Here is a 15901-nt window from a genome sequence, read left to right as displayed (position 1 = left end):
CACATTTGATTAATTTTATAGAATCAACCATGACTTTTTTAGACTGTTAAATCATCAGGCAAACGCCTTAATATGCTTATAAACCCTGATTTTGGCAGTACAGTACATATGTCCATTGCAAATTTAACCTACTGATATTAGAGAACTTAATGAGAGATAAAATAATCGCAGCAACGCTATTGGTGATCATGGTGTTAAATTTTTTTGACGTGATCATGGATTTAAAATTAGGGGTGCCGCAGTGGCATATTTTTACTGAGAGCTTAATTGTGATTATTTCTGCCTTGGGTGCTCTGTATTTAATTAAAGATATTAACACGCGAACTAAAAAAATTATTAACCTTAAGCGCGAATTAAACAGTTCTGTGACTCAGTTAAACAACATATCGCAGGAAATGAAAGACGCGCGTCATGAATACAGTGGTGTTATTCAAACCCAATTTTCACAATGGACATTGACTCGCAGTGAGCAAGAAGTCGCGATGTTATTACTTAAAGGCTTAAGCTTTAAAGAAATAAGCGCACTAAGAAACACTAAAGAAAAAACAGTACGCCAACAAGCATCAGACATCTATAGTAAAGCCGATGTAGAGGGCAGACATGAGTTTGCCGCATGGTTTTTAGAAGACTTTATGCAACAAAGGCACTATCCGCATTCAAGCTCAGCCATTAACTAATGCAGTGACTATCGCATATACTTGCGCGCTATTTTAGTCAGCGTTAAGCTAACGCTTTATTTTCGTCATTATGGTCTATGTGCTCTATAGCCCGCAGAGATAATTCAACGTAAAGGTTTAATATGAATAACAGTACCTACCCTATTGGCAACCCTGGTGAAAAGTGGAATAACAATCATAAACTCCAATGGCTTGAAGCCCAGAAAATTAAACGTAGTTATAACGATGAAGTATTAACGCTAATTAATGAGCTAAAAGATACGCTTGTTGTAGAACAATATGGTGAACTTAATTATGCTCAAAACAGTTACCCTTTGTTTGCATTAAAAACCCAACACTTTGATAAAAATAAACACACAGTGCTAATCACTGGCGGCGTACATGGCTACGATGGAATAAACTAGACACCCATTTTAATTTTGTATTTTATGAAATTGGAATAAACTAGACACCCATTTTAATTTTGTATTTTATGAAATTAAAGGCTAAGTTTTAGTTAGTTTAAAAAATAGCCGGGGTGTATTATGGCAGTCGCAAGAAAACGACAAATAAGCTTGGTTGATACAAAATATTATCACTGTATTTCACGTTGTGTGCGCCGTGCATTCTTATGTGGCGAAGACCGTTTTACAGGTAAGTCTTACGCGCATCGCAGAGGCTGGGTTGAAGAAAAGTTACTTATGCTTGCCAAGGTGTTTTGTATTGACGTGTGTGCTTATGCAGTAATGAGTAACCACACGCATTTAGTCCTGTACGTTGATGACAAAAAAGTGAATCGATTAAATGACAAAGCAATTGTTATTCGTTGGCATAAACTGTGTAAAGGCACTTTACTCACGCAAAAATACATACAAGGTGAAAAGTTAAGTAAGGCAGAACGTATCTTTTTTAATCAAACAGTGAAACAATATCGAGAGCGGTTATCCAGTATAAGCTGGTTTATGCGTTTGTTAAATGAAGACATTGCACGAAGAGCAAACAAAGAAGATAAGTGTACAGGTCGGTTCTGGGAGGGTCGCTTTAAATCACAAGCTTTGTTAGATGAAGCAGCACTTGCAGCGTGTATGGCGTATGTGGATTTAAACCCGATTAGAGCTAAAATGGCCAAAACACCAGAAGAGTCTGACCACACCAGCGTACAAAAAAGAATAGACAGTGCAACGATAAGTAAGCAACCTAAACAGCTATTACGCTTTGCAGGTATGCCACGTCAAATTATGCCAAAAGGGCTACCGTTTGAACTTAAATCGTATCTTGATCTTGTTGATCTAACAGGACGAATAATGCGGGAAGACAAACGCGGCTGTATTGACAACAACCACCTTCCTATACTTGAAAGACTCAATATATCCCCAGAAAATTGGTTAAAGCTCACCACACAATTCACGCGCGTATTTCATGGCGCAGTTGGCCGGCCGTCATCACAAGTAAGTTATTGTGAGAACTTAAACAGAAAACGGCGAGCCAATATAAGTAATTGTGAAAAGCTATTAGCATAAAACTTAAATTACTTAGTCGAAAACTTGAAACGCAATTATGCAGTTATTTCTATGCGTGAAATTTGAATTTAATAGTGATAATTACTTATTAACTGGATGAAATGAAGTAACGCAGTCGTAAAAAATCAATTATTAGTCTAAAAAAATAAATCTAGTGACAGAGCTTTGCTTGTTGAATTAGAGTGAGTGTCCAGTTTAGTTGATATTTAGGGTAAAAATAACCCTAACGGTTAAATAAACCCAAACATTAATAGGTAAAAAAAACCCCCAATCACAAGCACCATAACTAAAATTACATTAAAAATAAAAAGTTAAAAACTGGCCTAACTCTTGTATTGCTACTAGAGTATTAGATAGCTATCTAATGCATTATTACAATAATAGGAGTTTTAAATGGCTTGTTGGCGCTTTATTAGTAGTTTTTGGAGGGATTATGGCTGGATATCGTAAACTCTGGTGGGTATTAATCACCGTTTTAGCAATTACCTTTGGTGTGCTGGGTTATTTTGGTGCAGAAGTTTACCGCTCTGCTCCACCTATTCCGGCGAAAGTAGTTAACCAAGACGGTAAGGTATTCATGACCAATGAAAGTATTTTAGATGGTCAAACTGCCTGGCAATCTGTCGGGGGTATGCAGCTAGGCTCTATTTGGGGTCATGGTGCTTACCAAGCACCAGATTGGACTGCAGATTGGTTACATCGTGAATTACTGGCTTGGTTAGAGCTTGCCGCTCAAGATCAATATAACAAAGCTTATGACAGTTTAACGCCAGCTGAGCAAAATGGCTTACAGTTTGCGTTAAAAGAAGCTTATCGTACTAACACTTATGATAAAGCCACTGACACCCTAGTGCTGTCAAGTCGCCGTATACAGGCCATTGCAACAACTGCTGATCACTATATTAAATTATTTGGTAATGATCCGTCGTTAAGCGAAACCCGTGCTAACTATGCAATGAAAAACAACACCCTGCCTTCACTAGAGCGCAGAGAGCAAATGGTACAGTTTTTCTTCTGGACGGCTTGGGCTGCTTCAACTGAGCGTACTCCAGATGCAGCCACTTATACCAACAACTGGCCCCATGAGCCGTTAATTGATAATAAGCCTACAGCTGAAAATTTAATTTGGTCTTTAATTAGTATTATTTTATTAATTGCTGGTGTTGGAGCCTTAGTTTGGGCTTGGGCATTCTTACGCAAACACGATGACGAAGAGCCGGTGTCACCAAAGTTCGATCCTATAGCTAACCTTAAACTTACCCCCTCACAAAAATCGTTGGGCAAGTATATTGTAGTGGTAGTTGCACTATTTACCCTGCAAGTGTTCTTAGGTGGCTTTACTGCTCACTATACCATTGAAGGTGATGGTTTCTATGGTTTAAATACAACCGAATGGCTACCCTACAGCTTATCCCGTACATGGCACTTACAAGCGGCTATGTTCTGGATTGCGACGGGCTTTTTAGCCGCAGGTTTATTTTTAGCACCTATTATTAATGGCGGTAAAGATCCTAAGTTCCAAAAGCTTGGCGTAGATATTTTATTCTGGGCCTTAGTGGTTTTAGTGGTAGGTTCATTCGCCGGTAACTACTTTGCCATTATGCAAATTATGCCGCATGAATATAGCTTCTGGTTTGGCCATCAAGGTTATGAATACATTGATATTGGTCGCTTTTGGCAAATCATTAAATACATCGGCATTTTATTCTGGTTAGTGCTTATGCTACGCGCCATAGTGCCCGCCTTTAAAGCCCCAGGTGATAAAAACTTATTAGCTTTATTTGGTGCTTCGGCTATCTGTGTTGGTTTGTTCTATGGCGCCGGTTTATTCTACGGCGAACGGACTAACTTATCGGTAATGGAATACTGGCGCTGGTGGGTAGTTCATTTATGGGTAGAAGGCTTCTTTGAAGTGTTTGCTACTGTATCTTTAGCCTTTATTTTCCATAGTATGGGCTTAGTGTCACGCACTATGGCAACTAGTGCTAGCTTAGCCTCGGCATCCTTATTTATGCTAGGCGGTGTTCCTGGTACTTTCCACCACTTATATTTCTCGGGTACCACTACCCCGGTTATGGCCGTTGGGGCAACTTTTAGTGCCTTAGAAGTAGTGCCTTTAGTGGTATTAGGTTATGAAGCCTTTGAACAGTGGCGGATGAAAAACCGTGCGCCTTGGATGGCAGATTTAAAATGGCCTTTAATGTTCTTTGTTGCCGTGTCATTTTGGAATATGTTAGGCGCTGGCGTGTTTGGCTTTATGATTAACCCACCTATAGCGCTGTATTATATTCAAGGCTTAAACACCACGCCAACTCATGCTCATGCCGCATTATTTGGTGTTTATGGCTTCTTAGCCTTAGGCTTCTGTTTATTAATATTGCGCTACATTCGGCCACAGTTGCAGTTTGACGAAAAGCTAATGAAGACCGCATTCTGGTGGTTAAACGTGGGCTTAGTATTAATGCTATTCACTAGTTTATTACCAATAGGCTTTATCCAGTTTTATGCTAGTGCCACAGAAGGCTTATGGTATGCACGAAGTGAAGCCTTTATGCAAAGTGATTTACTGCATACACTACGTTGGATCCGCACTATAGGTGACGTGGTCTTTATCATAGGTGCCTTAGCGGTAAGCTGGCAAATTGTTAAAGGGGTGTTTGACACTAAAGCAGCTAAGCAAATTAGCAGCTAAGTTAAACAAACTAATAAAAAGCACTACAGCTTTGCTGTGGTGCTTTTTTCGCTTTAGTTCGAACTGAATTTAGTTGTTCTATGCTTAATCGTTATTCAGCGCTTAACCGATAATCTACCTATTAATGGTTGCATCGCTCCCCCCAAGATGGTCAATGTAAACCACAAATAGGTTTGATAAACTAAACAAAATAGTGATAGAGCTTGAAAAATCACTTGCTATTCAATACCTTTTCTAGATAGCACTCGTTTCGAGCTGCTTTTAGCTGTTTAGCCCGCACACCCTTCTTAAAGGATGTCTCTTTCTTTAATAAATTCAATGCAATATGTCTTACACCAGCTAGCACTTCTGCCGCGCCGTCGCGGCGTATACGGCAACCATCTTCATTCATTGCCACATCCAAACACCAATGAAGACTGTTTTCAATATGCCAATGCGCTCGTGTAGCTTCAGCTAGCCTTTGCGCACTCATGTTTGCAGAGCTGATGTAATACCTATATGTTAATTCACCTTGCTGTTGGTTATCCGCTTTACGGTAAGACACTATCACGCCTACACTTTGTAAATTGGGCCAACTAGCACTTGCAGGAATTTGAGCCATATCATGGCAGACAACAGCCGCCCTGAATTCTTCTCGACCTCGCTGATAATCTACTTCAGTTAATAAGCTATCAGTCGCTATCTGGCGTGATATTTCTGGTTGTAAGAGCTGTTTTACTTGTTCAAATAAGTTGCCCTGATTGGCTTTGAGAGCCAGCAAATAATCCGCTTCCTTTTCTATAATTTGCTTCGCAATCTCCTTTTGACAACCCATCGCATCAATCGTCACTAAGCAACCTTTTAGCTCTAGTAACTGAAGCAACTCTGGGATTGCGGTGATTTCATTGGACTTCGAGTCGGTCTTACATTGACCTAACGTCACACCATTTTCACAGGCAAACGCACTGACAATGTGGATAGCATCTTTTCTATCTGGTTGTTTAAATGAACCTTTTAGTCTTTTTCCATCAATGGCAACCACACTGCCGTCTGTGAGTTCACTACAGCTTTGCATCCATTGAGAGAAACAGGCTTGAAACTGGGTCATATCAATGCGGCTTATGACCCGTGCAATCGTGTCATGCCGAGGCACACCGTTCGATAGTGCGATAAATTTCCGTAACCAAGATAGTTTGTCATGGGCAAAATCTTCTATTTCTTCCCAGCTTTGGCAACCTGCGATTACGGCACTGATAGTTAGAAACAGAATATCGAATAACGGATGTTGCACTTTGCCTTGCTGGCGTGGGTCATCAATGGAAGAAAAATGTTCGAATAATGTATTGGCTGACATAATTGGGCTGCTTAATCTGAAAAGCAGTATAAGATCATAAATTTATGTCAAGGTAAAGTTCATGATCTTGCCCTGCGAGTAACACTGATTGGCGCAGTATTAGTTTCGGCTCAAGCTCTGGCTTGGTGGAATAACGATATGACATTACAAGACACAAAACAGCTGACACTTGATACTCAATCGTTAACGGCATTAAATGTCGAAGTCGGCGCTGGTTTCTTAACGATTGTTGGCACTGAGACAGATTCAATCACTGTAAAGGCCGAAATTTATCAATATGAAGCGCACAAAAATTATTGTCTAAATTTAGCGAAACAAGGCACTGCAGCAAAGCTCACCGCAAATAATTGTAATAACAGTAATGATCAACAAACACGTATTGATTTAACGGTATCAATACCGAAAGCATTTACTCTTGATATTACTGATGGTTCTGGCGCAATTGCAATTGAAAACACCGCAACTACAACAATTCACGATGGTTCAGGTGAAATACAAGTGCGTAATATCGCAGGCGATCTAGACATTGAAGATGGATCGGGGGCAATTGAGGCACGTAATATTACTGGTAATGTGAACATTCATGACGGCTCAGGTAGTATTGAACTGTTAAATAGTGAACAGAACGTAAAAATTAGCGATGGCTCTGGCAGTATATATGTAAAAAATACTCAAGGCGATGTCAGTATTTCTGATGGCTCAGGAGGCATTACCGTTGATAAAGCAGCAAGCTTTACCTTGTTATCTGATGGTTCTGGCTCTGTTACGGTAAATAATGTGCCAAAACAAAACCTATAAATTATTTACTAACAAGGTGCATTGGCAGCCGTCTCGCTGTGCACTTTTAAAATGTTTAATTTATAGCGTTATTTTTTAGTCTTTAATGGCATTTTTTCAAGCCCTTAGGTATCCTTTAAGGAACTTCGAAGGATTAGCTATTACAAAAGGATAGCGCACTATGAAAAAATCTTTAACGGTATTATTTACTGGTGTTATTTTAGCAGGCTGTACGTCATTAGCGCCTGAGCAAAAAGCAAAAATTGATAATCTTACGCCTTGTGAAAAAATTAATGGGCTATTAGCCTCTTACGATAAACGCTTTGAAGGTTTAAAGCGTACCCGCGTTAACACTAAATACATGGAAACCTGGACAGCTAAATATAATTTAGTAGGTGATCAGTGTCAGATCACCGCACTGGATGCAGATACTGTAACCTACCGTTGCCAAGATAATTACAAAGAACAAACTCAAGCGGTTGCAGTTCATCAAAAAGCCGTTAACTTTACCCGAGAGTGCTTAGCTGCAAACAATTGGCATGAACAACAAAAAGAATCTGCAGAGTCATTACGTACGACCTTCGTACTTGATGAATCAACGCCTGTGATCTCAATTCATACCGGTAAAACGTTATCGCGTTCAACGCCATGGTCAACGTCATTAGAAATTGGTAAGCCTGTCGAAGGTAAATAAGTATGGCCACTGCAATGTGGCCTTATTTATTTTAAAGTAACTTTATATGAGTGGCTGGCTTTGGCGCTGATAACTTAATGACGCGCCCTGCCCGCATTAAGGTAAACTCAATAGCGGTGCCAGCTTTGAGCTCTTTGATGTAGCTGGTGATACGTTCAATATTGGTCTTTTCTCCAGTGATCACATGCGGTCCTACCGCTAAAATCACATCGCCGCCAAGTGTTAAAGGTTGCCCTTGAATAACGGCCTGTACCAAGCCGCCTTTTAAACCCACTTGATCAGCAAAACTTTGCTTAGAGACTCGCTCGATTAATAACCCTGAACGCTGTGGAATGTTTAACGCCGCAGTAATACCACTGGGTAAAGTTGTATAGTGAGTACCAAACCAAATAGTCGGTCGCTCAATCAGCATTTGCTTAACAAGGTTACTGCTGGCAGCAAAACCCAAGCCTTCATTACCGCCTGATTGTGTTTGAATATAACTGACTACACCAATAAGCTGCCCTTTTTGATTAAACATAGGGCCGCCAGAATTGCCCTGATTAATGGCAGCATCGGTTTGTAAAAATTCTAGTTTCAGATTTTCATCACTACTTGGGTGAATACGACGACCACTTAAATGCCCGACCGTTAAGGTATGACTCAAACCATAAGGAGTGCCAATTATAAACACTTCTTCGCCAATTGCTGCTTTATCAGAGTCCGCTATTTTTATAGTTTTAAAATCAGTCTCGGTACTGATCAATTTTATGAGCGCAATATCAGCAGGAGCATAACTGGCTAGTACCTTTGCTTTAAAATGTCCACGATTTGGTACATCAACCGTTAACTCATCCGCATCATTTACCACATGTGCTGCTGTTAAAATAAGTCCTTCATCATTAATAATGGAGCCGGTGCCCAAACTACTTGACGTCGTTTTTACCGCGCGATCATTTTCAATCCGCTGTAAGTCCGTATCGGCGTAAATAACCACCACTGATTGGTCGAGTTTTTCATACAAGCTGCTATAATCTTTTGCGTTTGCTAAGCTTGTAACTAAGCCTAAGCAGACTAGAAAGAATAATTTCATTACTTAACCCTTTTATGAATAATCATTATTAGTAAACCCCAGACTCTTTAAAAAGTACAGCGAACTTTCCTATTATGGCGACAAAGAAAATTAAAAAACCAACATCTGCGTATAAAACAGACTGCATAGGCCAATGCGACCGTCGTAAAGGGATTTGCGAAGGATGTGGCCGAACTAGTGATGAAATTTTTGATTGGATTATTTTATCTGATAGCGAAAAACAAGCGATCTTAGCAACCCCAAGAAAAGGCTAAAGAGTGTAACTCATATTATAAAGCGACGCTGGCTTCTCCTGCTAATCTTTATTATTACCTTAATAATTGAGATATTTAAGTCGATTGCTATAATTTACAAAGGAAAAAGGGCGCTACTCTGAGCGCCCTATTGATTTTCTTATAACTTATTTTACGATTTTCATTTCGTCTAATAAGTTTTGTGCGTTATCTACTTTATCCATCACCCACAGCATATAACGTGAGTCAACGTGGATTGAACGATTAAGTGCAGGGTTATAATCCCAATCACCAATGATACTTTCGTAAACACCATCAAACAATAAACCTACCAGCTCAGCTTTACCATTGAGGGTTGGTGAGCCTGAATTACCGCCGGTAGTATCCACATTCGATAAGAAATTAACCGGCACTGTGTTCATACCACCGGTGTAATCGCCATACAGTTTTGCTTTGATCTGTTTTTGCAGATTTTCAGGCGCATTGAATGGGTCAACATTGGTATTTTTAGCAAGTAATCCTTCCAATGTTGTGAATGGTGTTGCTACTAAGCCATCCTGTGGTGAATAACCACCGACCGTGCCGTACGTTACCCTTAAGGTGCTATTTGCATCTGCATATACAGGCTTATTTTGTGCTTCATTAAACGCTATGATAGCGCTCATTAGCTGTGGACGCGCCGCTTGTAATTTACCTGCAAGTGCTTTGTTTTTGTCTTCTTCTGCTTTCATTACAGCAAAAATTGCTTTTGCATATTGAATGAATGGGTCTTGATTTTGTTCAAGCTCCGCAAATGATTGCTGTGATAATGCAACGCGCACTTCTTCATCATTAAGAGTAGAATTTGCATACATTTTATCTAGCAATGCGCTATGCTTCGCTTTATCAAAGCCATTTTCTAGCTTAAAGGCTTTATCCACTTCAGCAAAACGTTCTTGCTTTGGCAACGCTGCATATAACTCTAAAAAGTGCAATAAAATGGCTTTATCAACGTTTGTATCATAACGACGTGTCATACGTTTTAAACCAGCTTCAAAGCGAGGCAGATCACGCTCTTGATAACCAGATTCACGCTCTTCATTTGGCTTTTGCTTTTCATAAGCAAGGCGGTATAAATTGCGCGCAGTACTGATCATTTGCGAGCGGTGCACATAACCGAGCATACGATCACGTTGGTTATGCTGCTGCGATTGCGCCACCAGTGTTGATAAATCATTTAACACAGAACCATATTGTTGTTTACGTTTACGGTCGCTGTTTATCCAAGTTGTTAAATCTTGCTCAAACTGTTTTTTACGCTCATACATAGTGCCCTTGTTAAAGCTTTCTATCATTGAACCGTAGTTTTTAATGTAGTTATTGTAGCCTGCAATGGTGCTTTCATAAGCAATACGCGCTTTACTGCCGTCTTCTGAATTCTCTTCAATCAAAGACACATATTTTGAATTATGCTCACGCGATTTCGGATAGCTGGTATTAAATACATAATCGACTTCCGCGGCAATGCGATAACGGTTAGTACGCCCCGGATAACCCGTTACCATTACAAAGTCACCTTCTTGCACACCTTTAGCGCTGACACTGAGGTATGAATCTGGCACATATGGAACGTTATCTTCGCTAAACTCAGCTGGTTTGCCATCTTTACCAACATAAGCTCGATAGAAAGAAAAATCCCCCGTGTGACGCGGCCACATCCAGTTATCTATATCACCGCCGTATTTACCTACGCCCATCGCCGGTGCGTACGCTAAACGTACATCTTTAATTTCCAACGATTTAATTAAATAAAATTCTAAGCCACCGTGAAATGAATAGACATTACAACGGTAGTTTTTATCAGCTTCACACTGGGCGACTAGCGCTTTTTCGTTCTTCTCAAGGGCATCATAACGTGCTTTGGCGCTGAGCTTTTCAGTCCCTTTTATCACCTTGTCGGTCACATCAGTGACGGTTTCTGTCACGTATACCCGAGAGCCTGGTGCGGCGGGTAAATCTTCAGCAGGTGTTTTTGCCAAAAAGCCGTTTTCTAAAATATTATTTTCTGGTGTTGAGTTATATTGTATAGAGCCATAAGCGCAGTGATGATTAGTAACCACAAGGCCTTTTGGCGATACAAATGAAGCCGTACAGCCACCGAGGCTTATCACTGCATTCATTGGAAACTCAGTTAATTTAGAAATAGATTTAGCATCGATTTCCAGCCCTTTGGCTTTAAGAATTGATTCTAGAGCTGGCAATTGATGTGGTTGCCACATACCTTCATCAGCAAATGAGCTGCCCGAGGCTGCAATAGCAAGGGTTGCTATTAGAGGTTTTAAACGCATTTTTTAATCCTTTTTATTGTTTCTATAACAGGTTACGCGGCAACACAGGTGAGGGTCAATATTTCTGCGATTAATGTAAGCGTTATAATGTAACTAAATATATAAACTTAAAACCCATGGTTAGCGGGTAAGTAAGCCAGTGCAATCAAATTGTCATCATTGATGATTATGGTTTACTTACTATTACTAAAAACGTAGCCCGTTATGCCTTCAATTTTTGTGATAAACCTCGCTCGCTCAACAGAGCGATTGGCAAACAGCCAACGACAATTAGCCGCACATGGGCTAAGTTTTGAGCGTATCGATGCAGTTGATGGCGCAACACTTAGCCAGGCGCAGCTAAACAGTCATTATAGCGCCAGCCTTAATAAGCAAAACTACCACTACCCGCTGAGTGTTGGGCAAATAGGCTGTTACTTAAGCCACAGAAAAGCGTGGCAAACAATCGTTGAAAGGCAGCTTGATTACGCGATTGTGCTCGAAGATGACTTTATCTTAGAAAATGATCTCAGTAATACTATTAAAAACATTGCACAACTCCCCTTTGATTGGCAGATGATAAAACTCTCTGCTTATCAAAACCGGACTAGGCCTATTGCCTACCAAGTTCCTTTGCAGCATGAACAGCAGCTAGTCATTCATAAAAAATTGATGACAGGCTGTTGTGCGACTGCTATTAGTTATCAAGGCGCCAAACAATTATTAGCTGCTACAGACACATTTGGCCGCCCTGTTGATTGTGACTTACAGCATATATGGGAAACACAAGTAGCTGGGTATTCGTTACTGCCCTATCCCTTTGCTCAAAACTGTGAGCAAGTCAGTGATATAAAATCGCGCAGTGCAGTGCGTGTTAAAAAATCTTTTTTAACACGAAAAGTTCAGCAATTAAGCAGTGCTATTAATAATCACTTTGCCACGGCTGCATTTATTAAACACACTAAGCGAAGTACATTATCTTCAAACAATAAAAAAGGAGCCACTGCTCCTTTTTACTCATAACTTTTTAAAATAAAACAGCCGTTATTTTTTAGCTAGATTTGGGTGCTCAACACCCATCCATGCTTTAAATAACGCCATTTGTTGTGTTGTTGCATCTTTATTGGCAACCAGCTTTTTGTCTTTATCAAAGTCTTCACTGAGCACTAAAGTGCTGCTTTGTAGCGCATCACGGCGGATAAAATCTATGGTCACTTTATCGCCTGCTTTGAAGGTTTCTAAGCTTGATGTTAAATCTTTGCCAACATGCTTTTTATTAATAGCGACAATTTTATCATCCGTCGTTAAACCCGCCTGCCATGCTGCGCCATCACGTCTTACATGCGTTAAGGTGAGTAACTCACCGCTATTTTTTGCACTCGCATCAATACTGGCAACCGCTTTAGCACCTTTAGGACGTACTAACTCTAAACCCACTTTTGCAAACAAAGCATCAAAATCGATAGCAGCTGGGGCATCAACATTCGTTGCCCACCATTGGCTGTAATCACGCCCTGTTAGGTCTTTTAAGATGTTTTTAACGTCTGTTACACTAAAGCCATGCGGCATTTTATACTTATTATAAAGTGCACGATGTACATCACGGTAACTTTGCTTACCTTGGCTTTTATCAAGTAAATCGATATCCAAAGCCATTGAAATCAATGAACCTTCTAAATAGATATTGGTGCTGTAGTTGCGTGCATGATCACCACCTTGACCAATCCACTTATCAAAGCTGGTTGCTGTGGCACTTTGGACTTCACGCCCCGGTGTTAATAAATGACGGTTAACCGTTTTCGTTAAGGTTTTAAGGAACTCATCCGTGGTTGAAATACCTGAACGCACCATTAGATGATCTTCAAAGTAGCTGGTTGAGCCTTCTGCAATCCACAGTAACTTATCAAAATTCATATGCGTATAATCGTATGGTACTAGACCTTCTGGTCTATATGCTTTTACATTCCAAGTATGAATAAACTCGTGGGCTGCGGTGCTAATGAACGCAAGGTAGTCTTCACGCGAACCAAAACGATCCCGTGGGCGTTGAATAATAGTCGAGTTTATGTGCTCTGTTGCGCCACCAGCCCCTGATGTAGCGTGCACCATAAATACATAACGCTGATATGGGTAGTCATCCCAAATAACACTGCCGGTAGTTACTAACTTTTTAAGATCAGTAAGCATTTGCTCAACATCGTAGTTACCTTCGCCCCAGATCACTAATTCATAATCTCGGCCATCTACGGCAAACTTATGGAGTTCGTTGATACCTGTTTCAATCGGTGAATCCACTAATACATCGTAGTCGGCGGCTTTAAAACTATGTTTTGATCCTGCATTGTCCATCCCTGAGACTGAACGCCATGCTTTTGGCACATCAAGTTTGACGGTAACCGGTTCTTGGCGGAATGATTCACTGAACATAAAAAAGCCTGATGCATCAATAAATGCATGGCTGTCATCAATATGACGTGCACGCATGCCAAGCTCGTTAGCGTAAACTTGGTAATCAATATTTACTTCGGTTGGCTCATCAAGGTGAACACGCCATGTACTGGCATCCACTTTTTCCCATTTTAATGCTTTACCATTTTCGTCTTTAGCCTCAAAAAAACGCACCCCATTAGCTAGATTTAAAATTTCGTAACGACCTGTGCGCCACGCAGGTAATTTTACATCAAGATGTGCTTGCGCGGTTTGCGGAAATTCAACACTCACATCGCCTAAATGATGCTCAGGCTGAGTTACAGCAAGTGAATAATTAACATCGGCCCATACCGATTGAGATAATGCGGCAAATACCGACAAAGCTAAAAACTTTTTCATAAAGGCTCTTAATTCTAATATCCAGTAATTTTATTGTGCTTGAGCCTAACAACGATGATGATAAATGTGAATTAAAAGCGATAAATTCACGCCCAGATAGGTTCGATGAATAAAAATCATCAACAAAAGCTAAGTTTTTGACTTAGTAACTACATTTGTGCAATTTTTGTTGTAAACTTAGGGCTATAAAACGTTTTAATCAATGGCGGTAACTATTAGTGTCACAACAGCTCGAAGTTTTAAATAAAAAACTTAAACAAGCCATTGATACTCGAATGGTTGTTGAACACGCACGGAAACATCAAGTAGACACACTGAGCAACTTTGCTGCAAAATTATCGTTAAGTTGTAAAGGCATGGATATCGAACTTGATAACCGCTTAGCAAAGTTTCGTAGCGCCCTCACTAAAGGAGTGGATTTTGAATTATTCGCTCCGCTCATTGATGACATTCTCGCACTGCTAAAAAGCCAAGAGGCCCAACAAGCAACGCATCAACGCGAACTGCACAATAGCGTCCTTGATGCTGGTAGGTTACTACAAAAAACCAAGGGCTTACCCGATGATGCGCGCAGGACTTTACGCCATTTACTCGACCATGAGCTTAATAACGCCCAATCAACTCGGGATTTTATCCCACTGCTAAATCGTCTGGTAACTATTTACCATCAGGCTTTGCAAGTAAAACTCACGATACCTGAGGCGCAACAAGCACCTGTACAGCCTGCGCTTGCCAAAGAGCTGCTTAATTTAGCCAATGATTTAGTGTTTGAAGACGAGGCCGCAGAGCAAGTAAAGTCAATTAAAAATAATATTTCTGAGACTGATTCAGTCGATGATTTATTGGCTGCTGCAATTGATATTATTAAAATTATTGCGGGGAATATCAGTAAAGAACGTCAATCTGCGCAAAGCTTTTTAGTTTCATTAAATCAAACTCTTGAAGAGCTCCATCATTCAATTGTTTCTACGAGTAAACACTCTGAAGCAATGGGCGCTGAGTTTGACGCACTTAATAAGCGCATTGAAGGTAAAATTAGTAATCTAACGACACAAACTCAAAGTGCAACGTCAATTTCAGCATTAAAAGCACTCGTTGATAATGAGTTAAAATCGTTAAGCCAAGACTTAATTGAAAAAGAACGTCTTGAGCAACAAGACCGTGAAATGTTATTGCACAATTTCCAAGGGATCAATCAACGAATTAATAGCTTGGAAACTAAGTTATCTAAATATAAAAAACGTTTACATGAACAGCGTTTCAAAAGCTTAATTGATAGCTTAACAAAATTACCTAATCGGGCAGCGTTTGATGAACGGTTTAATCACGAGTTTCATTTATTTGCAGTACAAGAATCAGATGTTACATTAGTTGTGATTGATGTTGATCACTTTAAATCGATTAATGATAAATACGGCCATAGCGCAGGTGATAAAACACTGCAAGTGATCGCCAAAGCGTTACAAATGTCGATCCGTAAGTCTGACTTTATCGCCCGCTATGGCGGTGAAGAATTTGTATTATTAATGCCTGGTATGTCATTAGAATATGCCAGCCAGCCTCTTGAAAAACTAAGAAAAGCGGTGAAAGGAATTCCGTTTAAGTTTAAAGATAAACAAGTAGAGATAACGATTTCAATCGGCGCCACTCAGTTTAAAAAAGGCGACACGCCATTGAGTGCTTTTGACCGCGCAGATGATGCTCTCTACAAAGCAAAAAATACCGGTCGTGACCGTTTATGTGTCAATAAATAATAGCGACCGACCACTGCTTTTAAAAGCAAGGAGAA

The 15901-nt window shown here is 40.1% G+C and carries 12 protein-coding genes and 1 pseudogene; 9 read left to right on the top strand and 4 right to left on the bottom strand.

Annotated elements, in window-relative coordinates; translation table 11 throughout:
- Positions 1–149 precede the first annotated feature (149 nt).
- The 4 genes and pseudogenes from NDQ71_RS20835 to NDQ71_RS20820 all read left to right on the top strand — a co-directional run bounded on the left by NDQ71_RS20835 (position 150) and on the right by NDQ71_RS20820 (position 4868).
- Positions 150–677, top strand: a complete 528-nt coding sequence (locus NDQ71_RS20835) for a helix-turn-helix transcriptional regulator (protein WP_301563081.1) — start codon at positions 150–152, stop codon at positions 675–677.
- Between the two features lie 122 nt (positions 678–799).
- Positions 800–1069 (top strand): annotated as a pseudogene (locus tag NDQ71_RS20830) (peptidase); the annotation flags it as partial.
- A 132-nt stretch (positions 1070–1201) separates the two neighbouring features.
- Entirely contained in the window at positions 1202–2176 is a 975-nt protein-coding gene (locus NDQ71_RS20825; RefSeq protein WP_192543131.1) for a transposase, read from the top strand.
- A gap of 433 nt (positions 2177–2609) precedes the next feature.
- Positions 2610–4868: a nitric-oxide reductase large subunit gene (locus NDQ71_RS20820; protein WP_301563080.1), complete on the top strand. Its 2259-nt coding sequence runs from the start codon at positions 2610–2612 to the stop codon at positions 4866–4868.
- A gap of 211 nt (positions 4869–5079) precedes the next feature.
- Here the strand turns inward: NDQ71_RS20820 and NDQ71_RS20815 are convergent, their stop codons facing one another.
- Entirely contained in the window at positions 5080–6201 is a 1122-nt protein-coding gene (locus NDQ71_RS20815) for an ISAs1 family transposase (protein ID WP_301563079.1), read from the bottom strand.
- Positions 6202–6339: 138 nt separating this feature from the next.
- Between NDQ71_RS20815 and NDQ71_RS20810 the strand changes: the two genes are divergently transcribed.
- Both NDQ71_RS20810 and NDQ71_RS20805 read left to right on the top strand, forming a co-directional pair.
- Positions 6340–6999: a hypothetical protein gene (locus NDQ71_RS20810; protein WP_301563078.1), complete on the top strand. Its 660-nt coding sequence runs from the start codon at positions 6340–6342 to the stop codon at positions 6997–6999.
- Positions 7000–7159: 160 nt separating this feature from the next.
- Positions 7160–7672, top strand: coding sequence for a hypothetical protein (locus tag NDQ71_RS20805; protein WP_192541760.1), 513 nt, complete (start codon positions 7160–7162; stop codon positions 7670–7672).
- Positions 7673–7703: 31 nt separating this feature from the next.
- Here NDQ71_RS20805 and NDQ71_RS20800 read toward each other — a convergent pair whose 3' ends face one another.
- A complete protein-coding gene (locus NDQ71_RS20800; RefSeq protein WP_192541759.1) occupies positions 7704–8744 on the bottom strand; it encodes a trypsin-like peptidase domain-containing protein in 1041 nt (346 codons plus the stop codon).
- Between the two features lie 74 nt (positions 8745–8818).
- Here NDQ71_RS20800 and NDQ71_RS20795 point away from each other — a divergent pair, with 74 nt between their 5' ends.
- The gene (locus tag NDQ71_RS20795) at positions 8819–8998 is read left to right on the top strand and encodes a DUF1289 domain-containing protein (RefSeq protein ID WP_157586616.1); all 180 of its coding nucleotides are present in this window, start codon (positions 8819–8821) and stop codon (positions 8996–8998) included.
- Between the two features lie 146 nt (positions 8999–9144).
- On the opposite strand, the gene NDQ71_RS20790 is transcribed toward NDQ71_RS20795, so the two are convergent.
- Positions 9145–11304, bottom strand: a complete 2160-nt coding sequence (locus NDQ71_RS20790) for a S46 family peptidase (RefSeq protein WP_192541758.1) — start codon at positions 11302–11304, stop codon at positions 9145–9147.
- A gap of 204 nt (positions 11305–11508) precedes the next feature.
- On the opposite strand from NDQ71_RS20790, the gene NDQ71_RS20785 reads away from it, so the two are divergent.
- Positions 11509–12306, top strand: a complete 798-nt coding sequence (locus NDQ71_RS20785; RefSeq protein ID WP_192541757.1) for a glycosyltransferase family 25 protein — start codon at positions 11509–11511, stop codon at positions 12304–12306.
- 21 nt (positions 12307–12327) lie between these two features.
- Here NDQ71_RS20785 and NDQ71_RS20780 read toward each other — a convergent pair whose 3' ends face one another.
- Complete coding sequence (locus NDQ71_RS20780; RefSeq protein WP_192541756.1) at positions 12328–14112, bottom strand: M61 family metallopeptidase; 1785 nt, start codon at positions 14110–14112, stop codon at positions 12328–12330.
- Between the two features lie 275 nt (positions 14113–14387).
- Here NDQ71_RS20780 and NDQ71_RS20775 point away from each other — a divergent pair, with 275 nt between their 5' ends.
- Positions 14388–15866 carry a GGDEF domain-containing protein gene (locus NDQ71_RS20775; protein WP_301563099.1) on the top strand — a complete coding sequence of 493 codons (1479 nt, stop codon included), beginning with the start codon at positions 14388–14390 and terminating at the stop codon, positions 15864–15866.
- Positions 15867–15901 lie beyond the last annotated feature (35 nt).

It is taken from the genome of Pseudoalteromonas sp. KG3 (genome assembly GCF_030436385.1).
Classification (GTDB): Bacteria; Pseudomonadota; Gammaproteobacteria; order Enterobacterales; family Alteromonadaceae; genus Pseudoalteromonas; species Pseudoalteromonas prydzensis.
Note: the sequence above shows the minus strand (reverse complement) of the source record. Positions and strands in the feature narration are given on the sequence as shown.

What these genes read in the sequence shown, in the direction of transcription:
- NDQ71_RS20835 (WP_301563081.1), top strand. Translation starts at nt 150, where the DNA reads ATGAGAGATAAAATAATCGCAGCAACGCTATTGGTGATCATGGTGTTA.
- NDQ71_RS20825 (WP_192543131.1), top strand. Translation starts at nt 1,202, where the DNA reads ATGGCAGTCGCAAGAAAACGACAAATAAGCTTGGTTGATACAAAATAT.
- NDQ71_RS20820 (WP_301563080.1), top strand. Translation starts at nt 2,610, where the DNA reads ATGGCTGGATATCGTAAACTCTGGTGGGTATTAATCACCGTTTTAGCA.
- NDQ71_RS20815 (WP_301563079.1), bottom strand. Translation starts at nt 6,201, where the DNA reads ATGTCAGCCAATACATTATTCGAACATTTTTCTTCCATTGATGACCCA.
- NDQ71_RS20810 (WP_301563078.1), top strand. Translation starts at nt 6,340, where the DNA reads ATGACATTACAAGACACAAAACAGCTGACACTTGATACTCAATCGTTA.
- NDQ71_RS20805 (WP_192541760.1), top strand. Translation starts at nt 7,160, where the DNA reads ATGAAAAAATCTTTAACGGTATTATTTACTGGTGTTATTTTAGCAGGC.
- NDQ71_RS20800 (WP_192541759.1), bottom strand. Translation starts at nt 8,744, where the DNA reads ATGAAATTATTCTTTCTAGTCTGCTTAGGCTTAGTTACAAGCTTAGCA.
- NDQ71_RS20795 (WP_157586616.1), top strand. Translation starts at nt 8,819, where the DNA reads ATGGCGACAAAGAAAATTAAAAAACCAACATCTGCGTATAAAACAGAC.
- NDQ71_RS20790 (WP_192541758.1), bottom strand. Translation starts at nt 11,304, where the DNA reads ATGCGTTTAAAACCTCTAATAGCAACCCTTGCTATTGCAGCCTCGGGC.
- NDQ71_RS20785 (WP_192541757.1), top strand. Translation starts at nt 11,509, where the DNA reads ATGCCTTCAATTTTTGTGATAAACCTCGCTCGCTCAACAGAGCGATTG.
- NDQ71_RS20780 (WP_192541756.1), bottom strand. Translation starts at nt 14,112, where the DNA reads ATGAAAAAGTTTTTAGCTTTGTCGGTATTTGCCGCATTATCTCAATCG.
- NDQ71_RS20775 (WP_301563099.1), top strand. Translation starts at nt 14,388, where the DNA reads ATGGTTGTTGAACACGCACGGAAACATCAAGTAGACACACTGAGCAAC.